24 protein-coding genes are annotated in these 23,701 nt (G+C 72.1%); 15 read left to right on the forward strand and 9 right to left on the reverse strand.

Annotated features, from left to right (window positions below; genetic code table 11):
• Positions 1-9: 9 nt before the first annotated feature.
• The 4 genes from ACFKCF_RS39085 to ACFKCF_RS39100 are packed head-to-tail and all read right to left on the reverse strand — an operon-like array spanning position 10 to position 3,973.
• The gene (locus ACFKCF_RS39085; RefSeq protein ID WP_394500347.1) at positions 10-591 is read right to left on the reverse strand and encodes an ATP/GTP-binding protein; all 582 of its coding nucleotides are present in this window, start codon (positions 589-591) and stop codon (positions 10-12) included.
• Positions 572-922: a DUF742 domain-containing protein gene (locus tag ACFKCF_RS39090; RefSeq protein WP_394500348.1), complete on the reverse strand. Its 351-nt coding sequence runs from the start codon at positions 920-922 to the stop codon at positions 572-574. The genes ACFKCF_RS39085 and ACFKCF_RS39090 overlap by 20 nt, the downstream gene beginning before the upstream one ends.
• On the reverse strand, positions 919-1,344 hold the full coding sequence (locus tag ACFKCF_RS39095) for a roadblock/LC7 domain-containing protein (RefSeq protein WP_355389461.1): 426 nt from the start codon (positions 1,342-1,344) through the stop codon (positions 919-921). The genes ACFKCF_RS39090 and ACFKCF_RS39095 overlap by 4 nt, the downstream gene beginning before the upstream one ends.
• A complete protein-coding gene (locus ACFKCF_RS39100; protein WP_394500349.1) occupies positions 1,325-3,973 on the reverse strand; it encodes a nitrate- and nitrite sensing domain-containing protein in 2,649 nt (882 codons plus the stop codon). Before ACFKCF_RS39100 ends, ACFKCF_RS39095 begins: the two co-directional genes overlap by 20 nt.
• A gap of 362 nt (positions 3,974-4,335) precedes the next feature.
• Here ACFKCF_RS39100 and ACFKCF_RS39105 point away from each other — a divergent pair, with 362 nt between their 5' ends.
• From ACFKCF_RS39105 to ACFKCF_RS39125, 5 genes are all read left to right on the forward strand, one after another.
• The gene (locus tag ACFKCF_RS39105) at positions 4,336-4,461 is read left to right on the forward strand and encodes a hypothetical protein (protein WP_394500350.1); all 126 of its coding nucleotides are present in this window, start codon (positions 4,336-4,338) and stop codon (positions 4,459-4,461) included.
• A gap of 52 nt (positions 4,462-4,513) precedes the next feature.
• A complete protein-coding gene (locus ACFKCF_RS39110; RefSeq protein ID WP_394500351.1) occupies positions 4,514-5,794 on the forward strand; it encodes a YcaO-like family protein in 1,281 nt (426 codons plus the stop codon).
• A 226-nt stretch (positions 5,795-6,020) separates the two neighbouring features.
• Complete coding sequence (locus ACFKCF_RS39115; RefSeq protein ID WP_394500352.1) at positions 6,021-8,012, forward strand: NACHT domain-containing protein; 1,992 nt, start codon at positions 6,021-6,023, stop codon at positions 8,010-8,012.
• 78 nt (positions 8,013-8,090) lie between these two features.
• Positions 8,091-9,479, forward strand: a complete 1,389-nt coding sequence (locus tag ACFKCF_RS39120; protein WP_394500353.1) for an amino acid permease — start codon at positions 8,091-8,093, stop codon at positions 9,477-9,479.
• A gap of 251 nt (positions 9,480-9,730) precedes the next feature.
• Complete coding sequence (locus ACFKCF_RS39125) at positions 9,731-10,150, forward strand: CoA-binding protein (protein ID WP_394500354.1); 420 nt, start codon at positions 9,731-9,733, stop codon at positions 10,148-10,150.
• Positions 10,151-10,292: 142 nt separating this feature from the next.
• On the opposite strand, the gene ACFKCF_RS39130 is transcribed toward ACFKCF_RS39125, so the two are convergent.
• The 3 genes from ACFKCF_RS39130 to ACFKCF_RS39140 are packed head-to-tail and all read right to left on the reverse strand — an operon-like array spanning position 10,293 to position 14,265.
• On the reverse strand, positions 10,293-11,795 hold the full coding sequence (locus ACFKCF_RS39130; RefSeq protein ID WP_394500355.1) for a carboxyl transferase domain-containing protein: 1,503 nt from the start codon (positions 11,793-11,795) through the stop codon (positions 10,293-10,295).
• Complete coding sequence (locus ACFKCF_RS39135; RefSeq protein ID WP_394500356.1) at positions 11,780-12,946, reverse strand: CaiB/BaiF CoA transferase family protein; 1,167 nt, start codon at positions 12,944-12,946, stop codon at positions 11,780-11,782. Before ACFKCF_RS39135 ends, ACFKCF_RS39130 begins: the two co-directional genes overlap by 16 nt.
• Positions 12,943-14,265 carry an SLC13 family permease gene (locus ACFKCF_RS39140; protein ID WP_394500357.1) on the reverse strand — a complete coding sequence of 441 codons (1,323 nt, stop codon included), beginning with the start codon at positions 14,263-14,265 and terminating at the stop codon, positions 12,943-12,945. The genes ACFKCF_RS39135 and ACFKCF_RS39140 overlap by 4 nt, the downstream gene beginning before the upstream one ends.
• A gap of 99 nt (positions 14,266-14,364) precedes the next feature.
• Between ACFKCF_RS39140 and ACFKCF_RS39145 the strand changes: the two genes are divergently transcribed.
• The 5 genes from ACFKCF_RS39145 to ACFKCF_RS39165 all read left to right on the forward strand — a co-directional run bounded on the left by ACFKCF_RS39145 (position 14,365) and on the right by ACFKCF_RS39165 (position 18,604).
• Positions 14,365-14,991: a FadR/GntR family transcriptional regulator gene (locus ACFKCF_RS39145; RefSeq protein WP_394500358.1), complete on the forward strand. Its 627-nt coding sequence runs from the start codon at positions 14,365-14,367 to the stop codon at positions 14,989-14,991.
• Positions 14,992-15,288: 297 nt separating this feature from the next.
• The gene (locus tag ACFKCF_RS39150; RefSeq protein ID WP_394500359.1) at positions 15,289-16,173 is read left to right on the forward strand and encodes a DNA-3-methyladenine glycosylase family protein; all 885 of its coding nucleotides are present in this window, start codon (positions 15,289-15,291) and stop codon (positions 16,171-16,173) included.
• Positions 16,174-16,237: 64 nt separating this feature from the next.
• The gene (locus ACFKCF_RS39155) at positions 16,238-16,762 is read left to right on the forward strand and encodes an EXLDI protein (protein ID WP_394500360.1); all 525 of its coding nucleotides are present in this window, start codon (positions 16,238-16,240) and stop codon (positions 16,760-16,762) included.
• A 91-nt stretch (positions 16,763-16,853) separates the two neighbouring features.
• Entirely contained in the window at positions 16,854-17,810 is a 957-nt protein-coding gene (locus ACFKCF_RS39160; protein ID WP_394500361.1) for an ATP-binding cassette domain-containing protein, read from the forward strand.
• Positions 17,807-18,604, forward strand: coding sequence for an ABC transporter permease (locus ACFKCF_RS39165; RefSeq protein ID WP_394500362.1), 798 nt, complete (start codon positions 17,807-17,809; stop codon positions 18,602-18,604). The genes ACFKCF_RS39160 and ACFKCF_RS39165 overlap by 4 nt, the downstream gene beginning before the upstream one ends.
• A 117-nt stretch (positions 18,605-18,721) precedes the next feature.
• Here ACFKCF_RS39165 and ACFKCF_RS39170 read toward each other — a convergent pair whose 3' ends face one another.
• Positions 18,722-19,282 (reverse strand): TetR/AcrR family transcriptional regulator, encoded by a 561-nt coding sequence (locus ACFKCF_RS39170; RefSeq protein WP_394500363.1) that lies wholly within the window; start codon positions 19,280-19,282, stop codon positions 18,722-18,724.
• Between the two features lie 89 nt (positions 19,283-19,371).
• Between ACFKCF_RS39170 and ACFKCF_RS39175 the strand changes: the two genes are divergently transcribed.
• Genes ACFKCF_RS39175 through ACFKCF_RS39190 form a run of 4 tightly spaced genes read left to right on the forward strand, consistent with a single transcriptional unit; the run spans position 19,372 to position 21,675 of the window.
• A complete protein-coding gene (locus ACFKCF_RS39175; protein WP_394500364.1) occupies positions 19,372-20,121 on the forward strand; it encodes an SDR family NAD(P)-dependent oxidoreductase in 750 nt (249 codons plus the stop codon).
• Positions 20,122-20,126: 5 nt separating this feature from the next.
• Positions 20,127-20,324, forward strand: coding sequence for a hypothetical protein (locus tag ACFKCF_RS39180; RefSeq protein ID WP_394500365.1), 198 nt, complete (start codon positions 20,127-20,129; stop codon positions 20,322-20,324).
• Complete coding sequence (locus ACFKCF_RS39185; RefSeq protein ID WP_394500366.1) at positions 20,324-20,524, forward strand: ferredoxin; 201 nt, start codon at positions 20,324-20,326, stop codon at positions 20,522-20,524. Before ACFKCF_RS39180 ends, ACFKCF_RS39185 begins: the two co-directional genes overlap by 1 nt.
• Positions 20,521-21,675 (forward strand): NAD(P)/FAD-dependent oxidoreductase, encoded by a 1,155-nt coding sequence (locus ACFKCF_RS39190; protein ID WP_394500367.1) that lies wholly within the window; start codon positions 20,521-20,523, stop codon positions 21,673-21,675. Before ACFKCF_RS39185 ends, ACFKCF_RS39190 begins: the two co-directional genes overlap by 4 nt.
• Positions 21,676-21,718: 43 nt before the next feature.
• Here the strand turns inward: ACFKCF_RS39190 and ACFKCF_RS39195 are convergent, their stop codons facing one another.
• The gene (locus ACFKCF_RS39195) at positions 21,719-23,167 is read right to left on the reverse strand and encodes an MFS transporter (RefSeq protein WP_394500368.1); all 1,449 of its coding nucleotides are present in this window, start codon (positions 23,165-23,167) and stop codon (positions 21,719-21,721) included.
• 102 nt (positions 23,168-23,269) lie between these two features.
• Here ACFKCF_RS39195 and ACFKCF_RS39200 point away from each other — a divergent pair, with 102 nt between their 5' ends.
• The gene (locus tag ACFKCF_RS39200) at positions 23,270-23,701 is read left to right on the forward strand and encodes a MarR family winged helix-turn-helix transcriptional regulator (protein ID WP_394500369.1); all 432 of its coding nucleotides are present in this window, start codon (positions 23,270-23,272) and stop codon (positions 23,699-23,701) included.

Here is a 23,701-nt window from a genome sequence, read left to right on the forward strand (position 1 = left end):
CCGCGCGGGTCATCCGCCTTCGACCGCGTACTTCACCAATGTGGTGAGCACCTCCTTGACCGACGCGCGGTCGCGGACGTCGCACAGCACGATCGGGATGCGCTCGTTCAGCGCGAGCGCCCGCCGCACCTTGGCCGGGTCGTGGCGGCGGGCGCCGTCGAAGCAGTTCACGCCGACCACGAACGGGACGCCGCGCTGCTCGAAGTAGTCCACCGCGGGGAAGCAGTCGCCCAGGCGGCGCGTGTCGGCGAGCACGACGGCGCCGAGCGCGCCGAGGGCCAGTTCGTCCCACATGAACCAGAAGCGGTCCTGCCCGGGGGTGCCGAACAGGTACAGCCACAGCCCGTCGCGGATGGTGATGCGGCCGAAGTCGAGCGCGACCGTGGTGGTGGTCTTGGACTCCACACCCGAGGTGTCGTCCACCCCGATGCCCCGCTCGCTCAGCAGCTCCTCGGTGTGCAGCGGCCGGATCTCGCTGATGGTGCCGACCAAGGTGGTCTTGCCGACGCCGAAACCGCCCGCGATGAGGATCTTGATGGCCAAGGCCGAGGCGACCGCGGTCGTCCCCGGCTCAGAGGCTGCGTAGTCCATGCAGCACTTCCCTGTAGATGCGTTCGTCGATCGTCTGCGCCGCGGGGCGCGGGCGCTCGATGCTGACAAGGCCCTCTCGCCGCAGATCGCTCAGGATCACCCGGGTGATGTTGAGCGGCAGCCTGAGGTGCGCCGCGACGTCGGCCACCGGCGTGGGCTTCCGGCACAGCGACAGCACGGCGCGATGCTCCGGGAGCAGCTCCGCGGGCTCGTAGGAACCGACGGCCGTCGTGACGATGGCCACCAGGTCGAACGCCTCGCCCTGCGGACGCGCCCGGCCCCCGGTCAGCCCGAAGAGCCGGAGCAGCGGCCCGGGATCCTCCCCGGTCACGGTCTTGCGCCGTTCCAGGCGGGTGCCGGTGCCGCTCCCCTCGGCTGCGCGGAAAGGTGCTCGCCGACCCGCTTGACCATGAGCGCCATCTCGTACGTGACCATGCCCAGCTCGGCGTCGCCCGTGGCCAGCACGGCCAGCCGGGCGCCCTGGCCGGCCGCGGTGACGAACAGGAAGCCGTCCTCCATCTCGATGATCGTCTGCCGTACGCCGCCCATGCCGAAGTGCCGCCCTGCGCCCATGGCAAGGCTGTGGCTGCCGGCGGAGATGGCGGACAGGTGCTCGGCGTCCTCGCGGGTCAGGTTCCGGGAGCCGCCCATGGCCAGCCCGTCGGCGGACAGCACGATGGCGTGCCTAATGCCGGGGACGCGCTGGGTGAGGTCGTCCAGCAGCCAGCTCAGTTCACTTCTCGGGTCGGGCATCGGGATGGTCGTCCTTTCGGTTCCACACGTCTTGTCCCTGCTCTGCCTGGCGACGGCCTTGCTGCCAGCCGCGTTGCATGGACGACATGAGTTGTGCAAGCTCCTCCGGCGAGCGCGCCGAGGTGCTGCGCCGGTCCGCGCGTCTGGCGGAGCGGAGCTGGGGAGCCAGGCTGGCCTGCGGTACCCGCATCGGCAGCCCGTCGAGGTCATCGTCGGCCTCCTCGGCCGGCACCGTGACACTCCAGCCGGCGGGCGGGCCGGGCGGGGTGGCGGGGCCGGGGACCGGCGTCGGAATCCGGATCGGTCCAGTGGCGGGCCCGCTGCCGGACCCGCTGCCCGGCCCGTCCACGAGCCCGTCCACGAGCCCGTCCACGAGCCCGTCCACGAGCCCGTCCGCAGGTCCATCCACGAGCCCGTTCCCGAGCCCGTTGGAGGGTCCGACCACGAGCCCGTTGGAGGACGAACCCGTGAGCCCGTTCGCGGAGCCGTTCAAGGGCCCGCTCGGCGGCCCGCTCACGGGCCCGGCCTGGATGATCGGAGTCGGCGCCGGCGGCGCCTCGAACCAGGTTCCGCGCTCCGGCGCCTGGGCGGGCGCGTCCGGCCCGAGGGGCGGGAAGGGCTCGGGGGCGACGGCCACCCCGCGGGGCCGGGGCTCGGCGGGCCCGGTGCCGAGCGCGCGCATGGGCCTGGCTATGTGTGCGGCGACACGGTCCGCGGCGGGCGCGACGACGGCCGGGGACTGGAGGTTGACGAGCAGGGAGGCCGGCAGCAGCACGATCGCGGTCGTCCCGTCGTACGGCGAGCGGCGCAGCGAGACCTTGATCCCGTGCCGGGCCGCGAGCCTGGACACCACGAACAGGCCGAGCCGGTCGCTGTCGGCCAGGTCGAACTCCGGCGGGTCGGCCAGCCTGGAGTTGAGCTCGTCGAGGGTGGACTGGTTCAGCCCCAGGCCCCGGTCCTCCACCTCCAGCGCGAAGCCGTTGGCCGCCGTCATGCTGCGGATGTGCACGGTCGTGTCGGGCGGGGAGAAGACGGTGGCGTTCTCCACCAGCTCGGCGACCAGGTGGATCACGTCGGTGACGGCGGGGCCGACCAGCAGCGGGGCGTTCGGCATCGGCACGACGCTGACGCGGGTGTAGTCCTCGACCTCCAGCCCCGCCGCGCGTACGACGTCGAACAGCGGCACCGGGTCGCGCCAGCGGCGCGCGGGGGCGGAGTCGGACAGGATGATCAGGTTCTCGGCGTGCCGTCGCATGCGGGTGGTCAGGTGGTCGAGCTTGAACAGGTCCTCCAGGACCTCCGGCTCCTCGACCCGGCGTTCCATGGTGTCGAGCAGCGTGAGCTGGCGGTGGAGCAGCGCCTGGTTGCGCCGGGCCAGGTTGAGGAAGACCAGGCCGACGCCCTTGCGCAGGGTCGCCTGGCCCACCGCCGCCTCGACCGCCGTACGGCGTACGGCCGAGAAGGCGTGCACCACCCGGTCGACCTCGGCGGTGTCGGCGCGGTCGAGGCCGGGCGCCTCGGTGGCCGGGTCCACGTCCTCGCCGCGGCGCAGCCGCTCGACCAGCCGGGGCAGGCGCCGCTCGGCCAGTTCCACGGCCGACTCCTGCAGCCGGCTGAGCTCGGTGATCAGCGAGCGGCCGAACCGGTACGACAGCGCCACCGACGCCACCACCGCGGCCAGGCCCAGGAGCAGGACCAGGCCGATCCGCCAGTACGCACCGGACTTCTGGGACTGCGCCTCCTCCGCGGTGCGGGCCAGCTCCGTCTGCGTGTCACGGCTGATCGCGCCGAAGATGGCGTCGGCGTCGCGCTTCCACACGGTCGGGTCCACGGGCGGCGCGCCGCCGCTGGTGTCCCAGCCGAACAGCAGGTCCTCCGCATCCACCAGCCGCTTGTACGACGCGCTGGCGACCAGCCGGTCGTAGTTCGCCCGCAATTGGGGGCCGACGTCGCGCTCGGCGTTGGCGAAGACGAGCCGGCGGCTGGTCATCGCGGAGACGAACGAGGCCCGGTCCCTGGGGGTCATCTTGCGGTGCACGATCGTGGTGGTGAGCACGGCGTGCTCACGGCCCAGATACTCGGCCGCGGCGCTGTAGGCGGCCATGCCGCGCACCGCCTGGTAGGACGAGACGTCGCTGAGCGCGTCGCGGTCGTTGAACTGCCCGTTGGCGACGCTGATCAGGTTGTTGTACGCCTCGATGATGGTCAGCGGCGGGGCCAGCACGCCACCGTCGGCCGAATCGCGCAGCGACTGCAGCCCGTCGAGCGCCTGCAGCAGCGCCTGCACCTGGGCCGGGGTCTCCCCGTCCACCGCGCCGACGTCGAGGGCGCTGATCACCTCGCGCAGGCGCTTGGCCTTGCCGTCGGTGACCCGCCGCTGTTCGGCCAGCGGCTCGTACGAGCCGGTGCCGCGGACCGCCTCCGCCGAGAGCTGGCGCTCCCGCTGTAACTCGACGATCAGCTGCAGCACCGGCGACCCGATGCCCTCCCAGCGGTCCTGCGCCTGGGAGACGGTGACGATCTCCTCAACGCTGGAGTAGGCGATGAACCCCCACAGGGCGACCATGGAGACCAGCGGAAGCAGGAGAATCCTGAGCAGCTTGGTACGGATCGGCGGGGGCGAACTCATCCATCATGTCCAATTCCGCGCACCGGATGATGCGCCGCCGGGCAGTCGCGAACCGGCACTACCCCGAGAATGTCCGCCACGACTGGCACGCCTGTGGTCCGTCCACTATGCCGATGGGGCAGATGTACTTCAAGGTACAGATGCGAAGAAACATCACGAATGGCGGGTTGACTCTTTGTCAGCACACGGTTCGTGACCGTAACGGCCTCCATGTGACAGAGAGTGACGATCCTGGGACTCCGGATGAGGGGCGGGGCCTCCCAGGCGCTCTGACCTGATATGTAAATAAGTCCATAAATAGCCTTTCTAAGCTTTTGCAGAGGTGGAGCTACAATTAAGGAAGAAAGGAAGGGGGAGGCTCAATGGGACACGGCGCTGACTTTGGGGCGGTCGAGTCGCTGGATCGCGAGACCCAGCACCTGACCCAAGCCGAACTCGACCGGCTGCGCGAACTGCTGTCCGCCACAACCGGCGATGGCAGACAGTAGGCCGCATCAATTTCCGGAATCCGGGCGGCCATTCTGTGAGACGGAACGGGCGGTGCCGGTGGACGAGGCCGGGAGGCGGGCGTCCGCGGCCCTGACCGCGCTCGGCCTGCGTGCGGAGCTCGTGGACGCGGGCGACGGCCGCGACCCGACGGCCTGGTGGTGCCGCCTGCTCAGCGACGAGGGAGGCATCTCGCCGGTCGCGTGCGGGATGGGCAAAGGACGCCCGGACGAGGCCCGCGTGGGGGCGCTGTTCGAGGCCGTCGAGCACTATCTCACCGGCCCGGCCGGATTCGACCCCGCCGCCGTGCGGCCCGTCACGCCCGCCGCGCTCGCGACGGGGCCGCTGCGCGGAGAGGCCTGCGCGCTGTTGCTGGCCGGGACGCCCGGTCGGCGGATGGCCTGCCTGCGCTATCACCTCCTCAGCGGGCCGTCCCTTCCCCGAAGCCGCGCCGAGGCACTGGTACCGCTGTTCCTGTCCGCTCCCTGGTACGTCGAGACCGGCGCCGCGCCGCTGCGCGAGCTGGCCGGGGACGACTGCGACTACGCCCATCTGATGCGCTACAGCTGCAACAGCGGCTCGGCCGTCGGCGTCACCGTCGCCGAGGCGCTGCTGCACGCCGTCAACGAGGCGATCGAACGGGACGCCCTCTCCCTGCTCCTGATACGGGCCTTCCTGAGCGGGAACGGCTTCCGCCCCACGCTGATCGACCCGCGGACGCTTCCGCCCGGCCTCGCGCGAGCGTACGCGACGGCGGAAGAGCTGACCGGGTCACCGGTGCACCTGCTCGACATCACCAGCGACCTCGGCGTGCCGACGATGCTGGCGTACACGGCTCCCACCTCCCGGCAGCCGCACCGGCGCGGCGGCGGGACCTCGCTGGACCCGGCCTATGCCGTCTGGCGCGCCCTCACCGAGCTCGTCCAGACCACTCTCGGCGAGAGCCTGCCGCACTCCGGTGCCGCCGTACGCGGCGATCTGACCGGACTGGCGGCGCATCCCGCGCTGCACGCGTGCGGGCGCTTCGATCTCACCGGCCCCCTGCACGAGGCACGCACGGTCCCCTTCCCGCGGGCCGCCGCGCCGGCCGGATCTCCCGGCAGCCAGCTGCGGCAAGTGACCGCGACGCTGGCCGCGCGGGGCCACCCGGCCTACCACCGCATGGTGCGCGTCCTCCCCTGCGGGATCACCGCCGTGCACGTGATCGTGCCGGACCTGGAGCGGTTCATGCTGGTCATCGACGGTAACCTCGTCCTGCCCGGCCGCCGGGGGCTGGCCGCCGCGGCGGGAACGGTTTCCGAATCCATGCCGCCCGATTGGCAGTCCCATCAATGAGGTGAATGGTTTTTCCGTTTTATCGACCTTGCGTGGAGAATTATCAGCCTCTTTATCCCCACATACTGGATTTATGGGCGCACGATATTGGCAGAATCGCCAGGCCAAGACGTCAGTAGTGCTAGGCGTTCTGCTCCTGGCTCTGGCTACCGTGATCCTGGCCGTGGTCGGCCGATTTCCTAAGGAATGGGGGATACCCACCGGAATCGCGCAGATCGTGGCGGCTGTGACGGCCGTCATCGGGCTGGGCAACGGCCTGGTGCAGTTCCTGTCCTGGTGGCACAAGCGTGGCGCGGTCGCCTCCGCGCCCACGTCCGCCGCGATCGCCACCGCGAAGGATGTCCTCGCCGGCCTGGTGGCCCAGCAGTGGCGGGACGAGACGGTCCTGCGCTCGCTGTGCGATCCCGAGCCCATGCCCCTGCCCTGGCACTCGACCGGGCACCGCGAGCTCGCCGACCGCCCCGAGATCATCGCCAAGGGCACCGTGGCCTTCCCCGGCCTGGACGTGCACATCGCGGACATGGCACGTAACTTCCGCGCCCTGCGCTGCCGCCGGCTGGTCATCCTGGGCGGTCCGGGCACCGGGAAGACGACCCTGGCCGTGCAGCTCATGCTCGAACTGCTGCGCACGCGGGAGCCGCAGGAGCCCGTCCCGGTGCTGGTGTCGGCCGCTCGCTGGGACGACCGCGTCTATCGGCGGCTGCAGGACTGGCTGGCCGCGAGCCTGGCGACGGACTACCCCGCGTTGCGCGCGGAAGCCCTCGGCACGGACATCCCGGAGACGCTCGTGACCCGGGGCGAGGTGCTGCCCGTCATCGACGGGCTGGACGAGCTGCCCGAGACCGCCCGCGCCGACATGCTCACCGCGCTCAACCGGTCACTGTACGAGACCGACCAGCTCATCCTCACCTGCCGCACGGAGCAGTTCGCCGAGTCCGTCGAGAAGATCGGCGACGCCCTCAGGGCGGCGGCGGTCATCGAGCCACAGCCCATGTCCCCCGCCTCGGCGGCCGACTACCTGGAGGCGTGCCTGCCCCCCGTGCCCCACCCCGTCTGGCCCCAGGTCCTGGCGGAGCTACGCAAGGGCACCGTTCCCGCCATGTCCGAGATCACCTCGGCGTCTCTGGGACTCTGGCTGGTCCGCGCCACCTACATCGCGCCGCGGGTGGATCCGACGCCGCTGCTGGAGCTGGGGCGCGGCAGCGCGGCCGAACTGCACGACCATCTGTGCGACCAGCTCATCCCCGCCCTGGTGAGCGCGCGCACGCCCGCCGGCGGCCCGCCGCAGCCGTTCCGGCCGCAACACGCGTGGACCCCGGAGCAGGTCGATCGCTGGCTCACGTACCTGTCCCGCCAGCTCGCGCGCAACCAGGAGGATGTGCGCGACATGGCGTGGTGGCATCTGGCCCGCTACACCCCCAGCCGCACGGTCCGGACCGGGGTCGCCGTCGCGATCGGGGCCGTGGTCTGGGCGGGCTTCGGACTGCTGGCAGGGGAGCCGTACCTGGGCGCGATGATCGGGCTGTTCTCCGCTCTCGTGTCCGAGATCCTGATCGGTTCCTGGTTCACCGAGTCGCCGGGACACGCCGACTTCCACCTCCGCGGCAGGCTCGCCGAGCTCGTCCCCGCCCTTCAGGACGGGCTGATCGTCGGAGCCCTGGGAGCCATCGTCGGCTGGCTCATGGCCTACGCGAGCGGCAAGCCGGTCTTCGCCCTGAAATCCTCGGTGCAGATCGGCCTGCTGTCCTTCGTCGGGTTCGTGGCCCTGCTCAGCTTGATCCGCTGGGTCGAGAGCCCCACCGCTGAGCTGACCGCGAGATCCCCGCGCTCGACCTGGCAGGCCGACCGGAACCTGACCGCCATCCGGATCATCGGCGGACTCGTCGTCGGGTTCGCGACCGCCGGCGTCCTGCTGTATTCGGGGCTCCCCACGGGCATGGCGATCATGGTCGGCCTGGTGCTGGGGCTGCTGTTCGGGCTCGTCCTGGGCCGCCACCATGCCTGGCTGGCCTACAAGCTGACGATCCCCCGCCTGGCCACCCGGGGAAGCCTGCCGCTGCGGGCGATGGACTTCCTGGACGACGCCCACCGGCTGGGCCTGTTGCGCACGGAAGGGCCGTACTACCAGTTCCGGCACATCGAGCTGCAGCAGCACCTCGCGAACGGGCGGCACGGGGCGCCCGCGCAGGAGCCGCGACCGCCGACACGGCGCCCGTGATCCCGCAGGTCAAGCCTCCTCCGCATAGTGACGGCCCTGGTGGGCAGGACGGACGCACATAGTCGTATCGGGGGCGTCATGGCAACTTCAGGAGGCGTCTTCAGACGCAAACCGGTGGAGCTCATCGCCACCGAGCACGAGGGCGAGCTGGCCAGGACGCTCGGGTTGTGGCAGCTCACCGCCATCGGCGTGGGCGGCATCATCGGCGCGGGCATCTTCGCCCTGGCCGGCGCGGTCGCCAACCAGACCGCGGGGCCTGCCGTGCTCATCTCGTTCATCATCGCGGGGATCGCCAGCGCCGCGGCCGCGTTCTCGTACGCCGAGTTCGCGGGCCTGATCCCGAAGGCCGGGTCCGCCTACACCTACGGGTACGCGGTGCTCGGGGAGATCGTCGGCTGGTGCATCGGCTGGGACCTGCTGCTGGAGTACACCGCCATCGTCGCAGTGGTGGCCATCGGCATCTCCGGCTACTTCGGCTTCCTCGTGGAGCAGCTCGGCTTCACGCTGCCCGCGTGGATGCTCGGCGCGCCGGGCACCGGCGCGGGGCACGTGGTGGACCTGTTCGCGGCGATCCTGTGCCTGCTCATCGCCTTCCTGCTGAATCTCGGGATCCGCGCCGCGGCCAGGTTCGAGACGTCCGTGGTGGCCATCAAGGTCGTCGTCGTGCTGCTGGTGATCGTGGTCGGCTTCTTCTACATCAACCCGGTCAACTACACCCCGTTCTTCCCGTTCGGGGTGAGCGGGGCGATCACCGGCGCCGCCACCGTGTTCTTCGCGGTGTTCGGCTACGACGCGATGAGCACCGCGGCCGAGGAGTCACGGGACGCGCAGCGGCACATGCCGAAGGCGATCCTCTACTCGCTGGCCATCTCCATGGTCCTGTACGTGCTGGCCACGCTGGTGCTCACCGGCATGCAGAACTACCGGGAGATCGATCCCGAGAGCGGCTTCTCCTCGGCGTTCGCCGCCGTCGGGCTGCCCGGGCTCGCGTCCCTGATCGCGGCGGGGGCCGTGGTGGGCATCCTGACGGTCATGTTCACGTTCATGCTCGGCGTCACCCGGGTGTGGTTCTCGATGAGCCGGGACGGGCTGCTGCCGCACTGGTTCGCCAAGCTCCACCCGGTACGCCGGGTGCCCACGCGGGTCACCTGGATCGTGGGCGTCGCGTCGGCGGTGATCGCCGGGTTCCTGCCCATCCGTGAGGCGGCCGAGCTGACGAACATCGGGATCCTGCTGGCGTTCGTGGTCGTGTGCGTGGCGGTGATCGTGCTCCGCTACCGGCATCCCGAGCTGCCGCGCCAGTTCCGCATGCCGGGGATGCCGCTGGTGCCGGGCATCGGGGCGCTCTTCTCGATCTGGCTGATCACGTTCCTGAGTCCGGTGACGTGGCTGCGCTTCGCCGTCTGGTTCCTGATCGGGCTGATCATCTACTTCGCCTACAGCCGGCGCCACTCGGCGCTCGCGTAGACCGGGCCGGGCACGGCCCTCCGCCGGCGTTGCCGTCCACGGCCGCCGAGGCGGGCGTGCCGGCGTTCTCGGCGGACGACGCGGTGACGGGCTTGCCCTGGGACAGCAGCGGGTCGGCGACCGCCCCGGTCGCGAGAGCTCTCCAACGCCCCGAACCATATGTGGCGGTCAACGGCGTTGAAAGCGCCGCAACCGCTGAGCGGAAGATGAATGCGGGAAGTTCCGGCGGGCGGGCCGTGTTGGTGCCGAGCATGGGAAACCGCTTCGCCGACGGCGACGTCATCAAGCGACTGCTTCACGGGGCGCGGCACTGGGCCTTCGTGGGCCTGAGCGACAACCCGGAGCGCACGGCCTACGACCAGGCAAGGCTGCTCCAGGCACGCGGCAAACGGGTCATTCCCGTCCATCCGGCCGCCGAGACCGTGCTGGGCGAGCCCGGTTACGCGTCGCTGGCCGAGGTGCCGGACCCGCTGGACGTCGTCGCGGTGTACCGGCGCGCCGAGCTGGCCGGGGAGTCGGTGGACGAGGCGATCGCGGCCGGGGCCAGGGCGATCTGGCTCCCGCTCGGCGTGATCGACGAGGCCGCCGCCGGACGCGCCCTGAGCGCCGGTCTCGACGTCGTCATGGACCGCTGCCCGGGCGTCGAATGGGCACTGCGCAGAGACGCCTGAACGAACGCTGCCTGGAGGCGCCTCGATGGGCGCTGCCTAGGGACGCCTGAACGGGCACTGCCTGGAGGCGCCTCGATGGGCGCTGCCTAGGGACGCCTGAACGGGCACCGCCTGGAGGCGCCTCGATGAGCGGCCGGGGCTGCTAGCCGGCCACCTGGGTCCGGCCGCGGGCAGTGCCGAGGGCGCGGTAGCGCCGCAGCCGTTCGGTGAGCAGGTCGGGGCGGCGGCGGGGCAGCATCGCGGCGAGCTCCCGCTCCAGCTCGCGCCCGACGCGGCGGCAGAACGCCTCCGGTTCGTCGGCCGCGTCCGGGCGCTCGGGGACGATCCGGTCGGCGATGCCGTCGGCGACCAGGTCGGCGGAGCGCACCCCCTGCGCGGCCGCCAGCTCCGGGGCGTGGTCGACGTCGCGGTGCACGATGGCGCTGGCGCCCTCGGGCGGCAGTGGTGACAGCCAGCCGTGCTGGGCGACGAGCACCCGGTCGCACGGGATCAGCGCGAGCGCGCCGCCGCCGCAGCCCTGGCCGAGCAGGATGGACAGCGTCGGCGCCTCAAGGGTGACGAGCTCGGACAGGCACCGGGCGATCTCGCCGGCCAGCCCGCCCTCCTCCGCCTCCGGGCTGAGCGCCGCGCCGGGGGTGTCGATGACGGTGACGAGCGGCAGGTTCAGCTCGTGCGCCAGGCGGAAGCCGCGCCGGGCCGCGCGCAGAGCCGCCGGGCCCATCGGCCCCACGTCGGTCTGGGTGCGGCGGTCCTGGCCGAGCAGCACGCACGAGACGCCGCCGAAGCGGGCCAGCGCCAGGTACAGCCCCGGGTCGTGTTCTCCCTCGCCGGTCCCGTTCAGCGGCAGGACGTCCGAGGCGGCGTGGCGGAGCAGCTGCCGGACGCCGGGCCGGTCGGCGCGCCTGGAGCGGATGATCGACTCCCACGCGGGCACGTCCGGCAGCGGCTCCGGCGGCGGCGCCTCGCCCGGGGGCGGCTCCACCGGCGGCGCCAGCAGGATGCGCAGCGCCCGGTCGGCGATCCCGGCCAGCGCCTGCGGCGGCAGCACGGCGTCGACCAGGCCGTGCCGGTACAGGTTCTCGGCGACCTGGACGCCCTCCGGGAACGGCTCCCCGTACAGGGACCGGTAGACGCGCGGGCCGAGGAAGCCGATCATCGCGCCGGGTTCGGCGGCCGTGACGTGGCCGAGCGAGCCCCACGAGGCCAGCACGCCGCCGAGGGTGGGGTCGCGAAGGTAGACCAGGTACGGCAGGCCCGCGGCCTTGTGCTGGGTGACCGCCGCCGAGATCTTCACCATCTGCAGGAACGCCACCGTGCCCTCCTGCATCCTCGTGCCGCCCGAGGCGGGCGCGGCGAGCAGCGGCAGCCGTTCGGCGGTCGCCCGCTCCACAGCCGACACCAGGCGTTCGGCGGCGGCGACCCCGATGGATCCGGCGAGGAAGCCGAACTCGCAGGCGACGACGGCCACCCGGCGGCCGTTGAGCAGCCCCTCCCCCGTGATCACCGCCTCGTCCAGGCCCGTGCGCTGCCTGGCCGCGGCGACGTCGGCGTCCCCCACCGGCCCGAGCGGCCGGTCCCAGCTGCGGAAGGAGCCGTCGTCGAGGGCGAGCTCGACGAGCTGGAGCGCGGTCATCCGGACAGCCATGAGCGGATCTCCTCCTCGTCGGCGTTCAGCACGGGAGGCGCGGCGTGGTCGGTCCGGGTGATCTCGACCTCGCCGTCCGGCCCGGCCGGGTCGAAGAACCGCAGCGGCGGGCCGGGCAGCGTGATCCGGCCGATGCCCGCGTGCTCGACGTCGATGAGCAGGCCCTGCGACCTGGCCTGCTGCCAGTCGTACACCTCGTCCAGGCTGCGCACCCGCCCGGCGGGCACGCCCGCGGCGGCCAGCCGGCGCAGCAGCTCGTCCGCGCCGAAGGGGGCGAAGGCCGCTTCGACCAGCTCGACCAGCCGCCTGCCCGCGGCCACCCGCTCCGCGTTCGTCGCCAGGCCCGGCTCCCGCGGGTCCAGGCCGAACTCGGCGCAGAAGCGCTGCCACAGCCCCTCGCTGCCCACCGCGATCTGCACGTGCCCGTCCCCGCACCGGAACAGCCCGTACGGGGCGATGGACGGGTGGTGGTTGCCCTGGGCGCGCCCGACCTCGCCGGCCACCGTCCAGCGGGTGCCCTGGAAGGCGTGCACCCCGACGATCCCGGCCAGCAGCGAGGTGCGCACGACCTGGCCGCGCCCGGTGCGCTCGCGTTCGAGCAGCGCGGACACCACGCCGTACGCGCCGTACATGCCGGCCAGCAGGTCACCGATCGGCACGCCGACCCGCTGCGGGTCGTCGGGCCCGGACCCGGTGAGCGACATCAGCCCGGCCTCGCCCTGCGCGATCTGGTCGTAGCCGGCCCGCCCGGCCTCCGGGCCGTCGTGACCGAACCCGGTGATGGACAGCACGACCAGCCGCGGGTTGAGCTCCAGCAGGCGCTCGGTGGTGAAGCCGAGCCGGTCGAGCACGCCGGTGCGGAAGTTCTCCAGCAGCACGTCCGCCTTGCGGATCAGGGCCTCCAGGGTGGCCCGGCCGTCCTCGTCCTTCAGGTCCAGGGCGATCGACTGCTTGTTGCGGTTGCACGACAGGAAGTACGTGGACTCGGAGCCGGCGAACGGCGGGCCCCAGCCCCGGGTGTCGTCGCCGCTCCCGGGCTGCTCCACCTTGATCACCCGCGCGCCCAGGTCGCCGAGCATCATCGCGGCGTGCGGCCCGGCCAGCGCCCTGGTCAGGTCGACGACGACGTAACCCGCGAGCGGGCCGCTCATGACAGGCTCCCCGGCACGACGAGGATCACCCAGCACAGCACCGGCGCGACCACCATGATCGTCATGCCCCAGGTCATCAGGCGCTTGAACACGTTGTCGCGTTCTGCGACGTCCGCGTTCGCGACGACGAGGGCTCCGTTGGTCGAGAAGGGGCTGCAGTCGACCACCGAGGAGGAGATCGCCAGCGCCGTGACCAGGCCGACGGCGCCGACCTGACCGGTCTGCAGGAACGGCACGGCGAGCGGGATGAGCGCCCCGAGGATGCCGGTCGTCGAGGCGAAGGCGGAGACCACGGCGCCGATGAGGCAGATCAGGAACGCGGCCAGGAGCGGGGCGCCGACATGGGCGACCCCGTCGCCGAGCCACTTCACCGTGCCCTGGTCCTCCAGCAGCGAGACATAGGTGACGATGCCGCCGACGAGGAGCACCGTACCCCAGCTGATCTTGTCGACGGTGCCGCGGGCCGCGGAGGGGAAGATCAGCGTGAGCGCGACCGCCACCGCCAGGGCGAGGAAGCCGATGTCGAGGTCGAAGACGAGCGCGCCCACGGCGAGCACGAGCAGGCCGACCAGCGTGAGGGAGCGCTGCGCGTCGAGGCGGGGCAGGTCGTCGTCGGCGGGCTCGGGATCCCCGGCGGCGGAGCCGGCGGACCCGGTGCCGGCGCCGGTTCGCGCGAGGGTCGTGACCTGCTCCTTCGGCGACTCGCGGTCGCGCTGCAGCAGCTTCGTGCCGCCCAGGGTGAGGAAGCCGATCAGGCTGATCAGCGCGCAGGCGCCCATCGCGCTGAAGAACAGCACGGCGGGATTGCCCGGAAGGTGGCTCTTGTCCACGACTCCGTTGGTGATCGCGCCGAAGATGCCGATCGGCGAGAAGCTCCCGCCGGTGGCGCCCTGCACCACCATCAGGCCCATCATGACCGGGTTGATCCGGTAGCGGGCGGCGAAGCCCATCGCCACCGGCGCCACGATCGCCACCGCGGCCGGGCTGGCGGCGCCGATCGCCGTGATCGCGGCGCACACCACGAACATCACCCACGGCATCAGGGCGACGCGCCCGCGCACCGCGACCACGGCCCGGTGCACGATCCAGTCCACGGTGCCGTTGTTCCTGGCCAGCGCGAACAGGTACGTGACGCCGACCAGGATGACGAACAGGTTCGCCGGGAAGCCGCCGAGGACGTCCGACACCTCCACGCCGAACACCGCGGTGCCGACGACGAACGCCGCCACGAGCGCCAGCGCCCCCATGTTGATGGACCGGACGGTGGCTATCAGGAACACCAACACCAATACAACCAACGCAACGACTTCCGCTGACATCGGCGACTCCTCGGGTCAGGTGATTCTCCGGTTACGTGCGTATTTCCGGATTGGCCTAGCCTCTGCGCCACTGCGCCGGATGTCAATAGACTGTCCCCCGTGACCAAGAAGCGCCCGCAGACCTCCGCGGTTCCCGAGCGGATGGAGCGTCCCCGCCTCTACGTGCAGCTGGCCGACCACATCGCGCGCTTCATCGAGGCCCAGGGGCTCTCCCCCGGCGACCGCCTGCCGCCCGAGCGTCGCCTGGCCGCCGAGCTCGGCGTCAGCCGGGCGACGCTGAGCCGCGCCCTGGTCGCGCTCGAGGTCCAGGGCATGGTCGAGGTCCAGCACGGCAACGGCGCCGTGGTGCTCGCGCCGACGCTGCAGGAGGAGCGGCCGGATCCGGCGTTATCGCTGGCCGGGCGCGACCCGGTGGAGCTCGCCCGGGCCCGCGAGGCGATCATGGCGGGGCTGGCGCGCAGCGCGGCGTCACATCCCGACCGCAGCCTCCGGCTCGCCCTGCTCGACGCGGACGGCCGCCCGGTGCGCTTCTCCGACACCTGGCCCTGCGTGCGCAGGCTCGCGGGGGCGAGCCTGCTGGCCGAGCTCGACGACCTGCTCTCGGAGTCCGCGCCGCTGGACGACGTCCGGGTCTCGGCCGAGCGCCTGACGGCTCTCGCCCGAGCCGTCGTGGTCGGTGACGCCGACGCGGCGGCGGCCGCCTGCGCCTCCCTGCTCCAGGTCTGACTCACCTCACGCTCAGGCGCCGTCGGGCGACGGCGCCTGCATTCCCGCGCCAAGGTGAGCCGGCCGTCGGACGCGTTGAAGGCCGAGGCCGCCGCGGGGGGCTCGTTGAAGACCCCGACGGCGCGGTCACTCACCGCTCGACGCCCGGGCTCGCCGGTTGATGGGCGAGTTCACCACCAAGCAGTTGGAGACGATCCACGCCTTCATCGCCGGCAGCCACCGCAACGCCGTCGAGGAGTCCGACCCATGACCGGATGACCAGCGGAGAGTGTCCTTCCGGGCGCCTACCATACGCGCATGACCACGCACGGATTCACGCTCACCGCCGAGGGCCCGTTCGACTTCGGCGCCTCCCTGCGCTTCCTCGAGGACTGGCCGGCCACCAGCGCGCTGCCCTCCGACGGGCGGGCGATGCGCTTCGCCTACTGCGCCGAATCCGACTGGCTGCCGATCGGCGTCACGGTGACGGGCGCGCCGGGCGGGGTCGCCGTGGCCACGACCCGGCCCGCCGGGCCGGGGATCCGGGGCGAGGTGGCGCGGATCCTGTCGCTCGACGTCGACGGCGCCGGCTTCGCCAAGCTCGGCGAGTCCGACCCGGTGCTCGGCGACCTGCAGCGGCGCAGCCCCGGCCTGCGGCCGGTGTGCTTCTGGAGCCCGTGGGAGGCCGCGTGCTGGGCGGTGATCGTGCAGCGTTCGTCGATGCTCATCGCCTCGCGGATCAAGCAGCGCATCGCGGACCGGTACGGCGCCAAGGTCACCGTCGACGGGCGGACGCACTCGGCCTTCCCCCCGCCCGTGTCGCTGCTGGAGGCCGGGGGCCTCGGGCTGCCGGCGCAGAAGGAGGAGTGGCTGCGCGGCCTGGCGCAGGCGGCGCTCGACGGCGTGCTCACCGCCGAGCACCTGCGCGCGCTCGACCCGCAGGACGCCCTGGCCGAGCTGCGCGCGCTGCCCGGCGTGGGGCCGTTCTCCGCGGGGCTGATCCTGATCCGCGGCGCGGGCGCGCCGGACGCCTTCCCCGGCGACGAGCCGCGCCTGTTCGCGATCCTGCGCGAGGCGTACGGCCTGCCGGAGGACGCGCCGAGCGCGTACCGGAAGCTGGCCGAGGCCTGGCGGCCCTACCGGTCCTGGGCGTCCTTCCTCTTCAGAGCCACTTCCTATGGGACCGTCGACGACCGCGACTGAAAGCCGTTGCCATCCGGGCGCCCGTATACGTAGACTCATACGTATACGGGATGAGGATGAGACGATGCCGAATAAGACGATCTACGTGTCGGACGAGGACCTGCCGATCTTCCAGCGGGCGCAGGAGCTCGCCGGCGGCAAGCTGTCGACCGCCATCAGCGTGGCGCTGCGACGCTACGTCGAGATGGAGGAGGGCCGCCAGGAGGGCTACGAAGAGGTCATCGTGCAGGTCGGCCAGGGCGCCGGGCGCAAGCAGCGCTTCTCCGGCGTGCTGCTCGGCGAGTGGGGCCGCACCAGCCGCAGCGGCCGGGTGGAGATGTTCCGGGTGTACCGCTCGCGCAAGGGCAAGTTCGTCCTGCACGTCGACCGCTCCCCCGACTGGGTGAACGGCTCGGAGTCCGAGGACTGGGTGAGCACCTGGCGCGGCTACCTCGGCCTGGGCGAGACGCGATGGGGCTTCGTGCAGGGCGCGGCCACGCTGGACGTCGTCGACACGGTCGAGGAGCTGCGCGGCAGGATCCCTGACGAGTTCTACGACCTGATCGCCGACGTGGCCGAGCGACCCGCCGTCGAGGACCTGGACATCTAGCACCCACTGAGCAAAGCGGGCGGGCGACCGTCCGCCATCCCGTCATGCCCATAAATCATGTCCAACCCCCCAAGAAAAGGAGAAACCAGCGATGCCCCCCGCCATTCACGCCGAGGGCCTGGTCAAGAAGTACGGCGACGTCGTCGCCCTGAACGGGATGGACCTGTCCGTCCCGGAGGGCACGGTGTTCGGCCTGCTCGGACCCAACGGCGCAGGAAAGACCACAACGGTACGGATCCTGACCACCCTGGTCAGACCAGATGCCGGCCGCGCCACCGTCGCCGGCCTGGACGTCGTCGCGCAGGCCGACCGGCTGCGCTCGCGCATCGGCGCGTCCGGCCAGTACGCGGCGGTCGACGACCACATGACCGGCGCCGAGAACCTGGAGATGGTCGGCCGCCTCTACCATCTGGGCGCCAGGCGCAGCAAGCAGCGCGCCCGGGAACTGCTGGAGCGCTTCGACCTGACCGGCGCGGCCGACCGCCCGGTGCGCGGCTACTCCGGCGGCATGCGGCGCCGGCTCGACCTGGCCGGCGCGCTGGTGGCCGACCCGCCCCTGCTCTTCCTCGACGAGCCCACCACCGGCCTGGACCCCCGGGCCCGCGCAAGCCTGTGGGAGGTCATCTCCGAGCTCGTCGCGGGCGGCACCACCGTGCTGCTCACGACCCAGTACCTGGAGGAGGCCGACCGCCTCGCCGACCGGATCGCGGTGGTCGACCACGGTCACGTGATCGCGCTCGGCAGCGCCGACGAACTGAAGGACCAGGTCGGCGGCGACCGGATCGAGCTGACCGTGGCCGGCGCCGGCGACCTGGAGGCCGCGCGGCACGCCCTGGCGTCCTTCGGCGAGGTACGGATCGATCCCACGGCGCTGCACGTGACGGTCCCGGTCACCGGCGGCACCACCGCGCTCGCCACCGCGCTCGGCCTGCTGGCCGCCGAACGCGTCACCGTCCGCGACGCCGGGCTGCGCCGCCCGACCCTGGACGACGTCTTCCTCACCCTCACCGGCCACGAGGTCACCGCAGAGAAGGAGCCCACCCGATGAACGCCCTCCAGCTCGCGCTCGCCGACGGCGTGACGATCACCAAGCGCAACGCGCTCAAGATCAGACGAGCTCCGGACCTGCTCGGCGGGGCGGTCATCCTGCCGATCGTGTTCGTGCTGCTGTTCGCGTACGTCTTCGGCAGCATGATCGAGTTGCCGGGCATGTCGTACCGCGAGTACATGATCCCGGGCATCTTCGTCCAGACCATCGTCACCAGCGCGCAGATCACCGGCTACACCCTCACCCAGGACCTGCAGAAGGGCATCTTCGACCGGTTCCGCACGCTGCCGATGGCGCCCTCGGCGGTGCTGGTGGGCCAGACCATCTGCGACGCGCTCATGAACGTGACCAGCATCGTCGTGATGGCGCTGGTCGGCCTGGCCGTCGGCTGGCGCATCCACACCTCGCCGCTGGAGGCGGTGCTGGGCTTCCTGCTGCTGCTGTTCTTCTCCTACGCCTTCTCCTGGGTGACGGCGACGGTGGCGCTGGCCCTGCGCACGCCCGAGGTGTTCAACAACATCGCCACCATCGTGTCGATGCCGCTGGTCTTCCTGTCCAACGCCTTCGTCGACGCCGGCCGCCTGCCGGGGCCCCTCAGGACCGTCGCCGAGTGGAATCCCGTCTCCACCGTCGTCCAGGCCGCCCGCGAGCTGTTCGGCAACGCGGCCGCGACGCGACCGCAGGCCTGGCCGCTCCAGCACGCGGTGGCGGTGTCGCTGTTCTGGTCGGTGCTGATCCTGGTGGTGTTCGTGCCGCTGGCCACGCGCCTGTACAAGCGGGCGGTCAGCCAGTGACCGCTGGCCACGCGCCCGTACCAGCGGGCGGTCAGCCAGTGACCGCTGGCCACGCGCCCGTACCAGCCGGGCCGTCAGCCAGTGACCTCCCAGCGGTGACGGGCGGCGCGGGTTCGCTCAGGGCGCGATGCCCTCGCGCAACAGCGCCCACACCCGGTCGGCGGTGGCGCGCCGGTCGGGCGCCGGGGTCTTGGCCAGGACCCCGGCGAGCATGCCGACCACCAGCACCAGATCGTCGGCCGAGACGTCCTCGCGGATCCGCCCCGCGCGCCGGGCGTCGCCGAGCACGCCCGCCAGGACTCTCGACACGCGAACGCGTACGTCGACGATGCGGGGATCGGGCTCGAGCGGCGGCGTGCTGACCATGTCGATGAACGCGGTCGAGGCGATGGTCTGCTCGGTCAGCAGCGCCAGCAGGTCGTCGAGCGTGGTGCCGGGCCGGGCCGCCAGCGCCTCCAGCTCCGTGACGCCGTCCTCGAACACGGCCATCGCGAGGCTGATCCGGTCGGGGAAGTGCCGGTAGAGGCTGCCCTGCCCGACCCCGGCCGCGCGGGCGACCGTGCTCAGCGGCGCGTTGTATCCGGCGCTGGCGAACACCTCCCGGGCGGCCGCGACCAACGCCGCCCTGTTCTCGGCTGCGGCGCTCGGCCCTCTGTTCGGTCGACGTGACTCCGGCACAGCGGGTATCGTAGCAACCGGACAATATTGTCCGGTTGCTACGCCGCAAACATGGCGGGCCGGATGACGGCCGGCGAAAGGACGGGCTCTTGAGCACATTCGACGATCGCGTCGCCCTGATCACAGGTGCGGGGTCCGGAATCGGCCGGGCCATGGCCGTGGCGTTCGCCAAGGCGGGCGCCCGAGTCGTGGCCTGCGACATCGACAAGGAGTCGGCCGGGCAGACCGCCGAGGAGATCGGCGAGGCGGCCGTCGCGGTCGCCGCCGACATCTCCGACGAGGCGTCGGTCGCCGAGCTGACCGAGGCGGCGATCGGCGCGTTCGGGCGCATCGACGTGCTGTGCAACAACGCCGGGATCATGGACACGATGGCGCTGCCCGCCGACATCCCGGTCGAGCTGTGGGAGCGGGTCCTGCGGGTGAACCTGACCGGCACGTTCCTGGTCACCCACGCGGTGCTGCCGCACATGCTGCGCCAGGGCGCCGGCGCGATCGTCAACACCGCCTCGGAGGCCGGCATCCGGGGCGGGGCGGCCGGCGCCGCCTACACCGCGTCCAAGCACGGCGTGGTCGGCCTGACCCGCAGCGTGGCCTGGGCGCACGCCAAGGACGGCATCCGCTGCAACGCCATCCTGCCCGGCCCCACCATGACCAACATCGCCACGAACGCGTCCTTCGACCCCACCGGCGCCGCCCGGCTCGGCCCTGTACTCGCCCTCGGCGAGCGGCTGGCCCAGCCGGAGCAGATGGCCGACGCCGCGCTCTTCCTGGCCTCGGACGCCGCCTCGTTCGTCAACGGGGCGATCGTCCCGGTCGACGGCGGCTGGTCGGCGGCCTGACCGCCTTGTCTGTCTGGAACGCCCCGCACCACCCCAGCGCTCTGGAGCCGCCCGGCGAGTGGGCCGACCTGCGCCAGGGCTGCCCGGTCGCGCCGATCAAGCCGGCCGGCGGCGACGAGGAGCCGAAGCGCCGCGCGGGGCTCATCGCCGGCGGCCTGCGGCAGGTCCCGGTGCGCTGGCAGAACCGAAAGGAACCCCTCTGATGAACGTCACCGTCGACACGGACAAATGTTGCGGGGCAGGCAGCTGCGTGCTGCTCGCCCCGGAGGTGTTCGACCAGGGTGAGGACGACGGCATCGTGGTCCTGCTGGACCCGTCGCCGGCCGAGCCCCTGCACGCCGCCGTACGCGAGGCCGCCGCCGTCTGCCCGGCCGCCGCGATCACCCTGGACGGGCAGTCTTGACGGACGTCCTGATCGTGGGCGCCTCCGCCGGCGGCCTGGCCGTCGCCGAGGCGCTGCGCCGCAAGGGCCACCAGGGCGGCCTGACCGTCCTGGGCGCCGAGCCGCACCCGCCCTACGATCGCCCGCCGCTGTCCAAGCAGGTGCTGGCCGGCGCGTGGGAGAGCGAGCGGGCCCACCTGCGGCCCAAGACCGAGCTGGACAAGCTGGGCGCGACGTTCATCCTCGGCGACCCCGCCGTGCGGCTGGACCCCGAGGCGCGGGAGGTGGCCGCCGCGTCCGGGCGGACCCTGCGCGCGCAGGCCGTCGTTCTGGCCACCGGGCTGACCCCGTCCCGGCTGCCCGGCCAGGACGGGCTGGCGGGCGTGCACGTGCTGCGCACCCTGGACGACGCGCTCGCGCTCCGCGCCCACATGCTCGAAGGGCCGCGCCTCGTCGTCGTGGGCGAGGGCGTGCTGGGGGCGGAGGTGGCCGCCACCGCGCGCGGACTCGGCCTGGACGTCACCCTCGTCGGCCTCGGCCGCGCGGTCCTGGCCGACCAGCTCGGCGACCCGGCCGCCGCACTTCTCACCAGGAAGCACGACGAGCACGGCGTCCGGCTGCGGCTCGGCGTCGGGGTCGAGGGCCTGGCCTCCGAGAGTGGCCGGGTCACGGGGGTACGCCTGGTCTCCGGCGAGCTGCTGCCCGCCGACGCGGTGGTGGTGGCGATCGGCTCCCGCCCCGCGACCGGATGGCTCGGCGACAGCGGGCTGGCTCTGCGCGACGGCGTGGAGTGCGACTCCGGCTGCCGTGCCGCCGACGGCGTCTACGCGGTGGGCGACGTGGCCTCCTGGCAGCACGAGGGGCTCGGCCGGCGGCTGCGGCTGGAGAACCGGACCAACGCCGTCGAGCAGGCCCAGCTCGTGGCCGCCAACATCCTCGGCGAGGACCTGGCCTACGCGCCCGTCCCGTACTTCTGGACCGACCAGTACGACGTCAAGATCCAGGTCCACGGGCTGCCCACGCCCGAGGCGGAGGTGAGCGTGGTCGAGGGCGACCCCGAGCAGAACCGCTTCGTCGCCCTCTACCGGTGCGACGGCGTGGTCACGGCGGTGCTGGGCTGGAACATGGCCAAGGCCGCCCGCCTGCGGCGCGGTCAGCTGGGCGCGGCGTAGAACTTGCTCCGCCAGGGTGCCGTCACCCTGGTGGAGCAGCGGCTCAACGGGTGCGGACCTGCTGGTCGGCGTCGGCGGGCAGGCCGGCCGGCTGGGGCTGCGCGGCGCGGCGGCCGGGGATGGTCAGGACGATGAGCGCCGCCACCAGGGCGACCCCGCCGCCGATGAGGAAGCCGGCGCGGAACCCGGCCTCGGACGGCAGCGTCACCGACCCGGATGTGACCGTCAGGTTGGCCAGCACCGCCCCGAGCACGGCACTGGCACAGGACGTGCCGATCGAGCGCATCAGGCTGTTGAGCCCGTTGGCGGCGGCCGTCTCGGTGCGCGGCACGGCGCTCATGATGATGGACGGCATGGCCGCGTACGCGAAGCCGATCCCGGCGCTGACCACGGACGAGAAGATCAGGACGCCCCACGCGTGCCCCATCAGGGCGAGGGCCATGAGGTAGCCGGAGGCGATGACGAGCGTCCCGAGCAGCAGGGACGTCTTGGGCCCGCGAGCCCCCGACAGGCGGGCGGCCACCGGCGAGATCGCCATCATGACCAGCCCGGCCGGGGCCATCCACAGTCCGGCCTCGACCATCGACCGGCCCAGGCCGTAGCCGGTGGCCTCGGGCAGCTGCAGGAGCTGCGGCGTGATCAGCGACATCGCGTACATGGCGAAGCCGATGACGACGGAGGCCAGATTGGTCAGCAGCACCTGACGGCGCGCGCTGGTGCGCAGGTCGATCAGCGGGGCGGTCACGCGCAGCTCCCACCAGCCCCACAGCAGCAGGATCACCGCCGAGGCGGCGAACATGCCGAGCGTGATGCCGCTCGTCCAGCCCCAGTCGCTGCCCTTGGAGACCGGCAGCAGGAACAGGGCCAGGCCGGCCGCCAGGCCCGCCGCTCCGACGAAGTCGAAGCGCCCCGGCGACTTGACCGGTGACTCCGGTACGACGATGAAGATCAGCACGCTCATCACCACGCCGAGCCCGGCAGCGCCCCAGAACAGCGCGTGCCAGCTCACGTACTGGGCGACGAACGCGGCGGCGGGCAGGCCGAGCGCGCCGCCCACGCCGAGCGAGGAGCTCATCAGCCCGATGGCCGAGCCGAGCCGCTGCGGCGGCAGCACGTCACGCATGATGGCGATGCCCAGCGGGATCACGCCCATCCCCAGGCCCTGCAGCGCGCGGCCGATCACCATGGGGGTCAGCGAGTTGGCGGGCGCGCACACCAGGGAGCCGACGGCCAGCAGGACCGCGCTGACGATCATGACGCGGCGCTTGCCGTACAGGTCGCCGAGCCGCCCCGAGACGGGCATGGCGACCGCGCCGGCCAGGAGGGTCGCGGTGATGGCCCAGAAGGCGTTGGCGGCCGTGGTGTGCAGGAGGATCGGCAGGGTCGCGATCAGCGGCACCATCAGGGTCTGCATCAGCGAGACCGTGATGCCCGCCGCCGCCAGGACGCTGATGATCGCTCCACTGGACGGTGCGGCACGCGTTGAACCCATGAGTTCTCCCGTATCTCGCATAATTATATGCACGATGCATATGGTATGTATCCTACACATCACCATATAGAGGGATATTCTGACCGCCGTGGGGAGGTATTCATGCGCGAGGAGATCGTTGGCATCGAGCGCGAGCTCATGCTCATCGGCCGATACAAGGAGCTGGCGTCGTCGGCCGCGCCTTCCTCGGAGCGGCGGCTGGAGCGTGGCAGCAGCTACATCCTGCTCAGCCGGCTGGAGGCCGAGGGGCCGATGTCGATCGGCCAGCTCGCGCAGGCGTTCAGCCTCGACACCTCGACCGTCAACCGGCAGACCGCCGTCCTGCTCCGCGACGGGCTCGCCGAGCGCATCCCCGACCCGGAGGGCGGGATGGCCCGCAAGCTCCGCATCACCGAGGAGGGGCGGCGGCGGGTCGGCGGGGAGCGCGAGTACCGGCTCCGGGGCCTGGCCACGGTCCTGAAGGACTGGACGCCGGAGGAGCTGGCCGCGTTCGCCCGGGGCCTGGCCCACTTCAACGCCAGCATCGAACACTGA

The organism is Nonomuraea sp. JJY05 (assembly GCF_043496855.1).
GTDB lineage: Bacteria > Actinomycetota > Actinomycetes > Streptosporangiales > Streptosporangiaceae > Nonomuraea.

What these genes read in the sequence shown, in the direction of transcription:
- ACFKCF_RS39195 (WP_394500368.1), bottom strand. Translation starts at nt 23,167, where the DNA reads ATGGGTTCAACGCGTGCCGCACCGTCCAGTGGAGCGATCATCAGCGTC.
- ACFKCF_RS39165 (WP_394500362.1), top strand. Translation starts at nt 17,807, where the DNA reads ATGAACGCCCTCCAGCTCGCGCTCGCCGACGGCGTGACGATCACCAAG.
- ACFKCF_RS39135 (WP_394500356.1), bottom strand. Translation starts at nt 12,946, where the DNA reads ATGAGCGGCCCGCTCGCGGGTTACGTCGTCGTCGACCTGACCAGGGCG.
- ACFKCF_RS39140 (WP_394500357.1), bottom strand. Translation starts at nt 14,265, where the DNA reads ATGTCAGCGGAAGTCGTTGCGTTGGTTGTATTGGTGTTGGTGTTCCTG.
- ACFKCF_RS39100 (WP_394500349.1), bottom strand. Translation starts at nt 3,973, where the DNA reads ATGAGTTCGCCCCCGCCGATCCGTACCAAGCTGCTCAGGATTCTCCTG.
- ACFKCF_RS39095 (WP_355389461.1), bottom strand. Translation starts at nt 1,344, where the DNA reads ATGCCCGACCCGAGAAGTGAACTGAGCTGGCTGCTGGACGACCTCACC.
- ACFKCF_RS39130 (WP_394500355.1), bottom strand. Translation starts at nt 11,795, where the DNA reads ATGGCTGTCCGGATGACCGCGCTCCAGCTCGTCGAGCTCGCCCTCGAC.
- ACFKCF_RS39150 (WP_394500359.1), top strand. Translation starts at nt 15,289, where the DNA reads ATGACCACGCACGGATTCACGCTCACCGCCGAGGGCCCGTTCGACTTC.
- ACFKCF_RS39105 (WP_394500350.1), top strand. Translation starts at nt 4,336, where the DNA reads ATGGGACACGGCGCTGACTTTGGGGCGGTCGAGTCGCTGGATCGCGAG.
- ACFKCF_RS39155 (WP_394500360.1), top strand. Translation starts at nt 16,238, where the DNA reads ATGCCGAATAAGACGATCTACGTGTCGGACGAGGACCTGCCGATCTTC.
- ACFKCF_RS39085 (WP_394500347.1), bottom strand. Translation starts at nt 591, where the DNA reads ATGGACTACGCAGCCTCTGAGCCGGGGACGACCGCGGTCGCCTCGGCC.
- ACFKCF_RS39160 (WP_394500361.1), top strand. Translation starts at nt 16,854, where the DNA reads ATGCCCCCCGCCATTCACGCCGAGGGCCTGGTCAAGAAGTACGGCGAC.
- ACFKCF_RS39125 (WP_394500354.1), top strand. Translation starts at nt 9,731, where the DNA reads ATGGGAAACCGCTTCGCCGACGGCGACGTCATCAAGCGACTGCTTCAC.
- ACFKCF_RS39185 (WP_394500366.1), top strand. Translation starts at nt 20,324, where the DNA reads ATGAACGTCACCGTCGACACGGACAAATGTTGCGGGGCAGGCAGCTGC.
- ACFKCF_RS39200 (WP_394500369.1), top strand. Translation starts at nt 23,270, where the DNA reads ATGCGCGAGGAGATCGTTGGCATCGAGCGCGAGCTCATGCTCATCGGC.
- ACFKCF_RS39120 (WP_394500353.1), top strand. Translation starts at nt 8,091, where the DNA reads ATGGCAACTTCAGGAGGCGTCTTCAGACGCAAACCGGTGGAGCTCATC.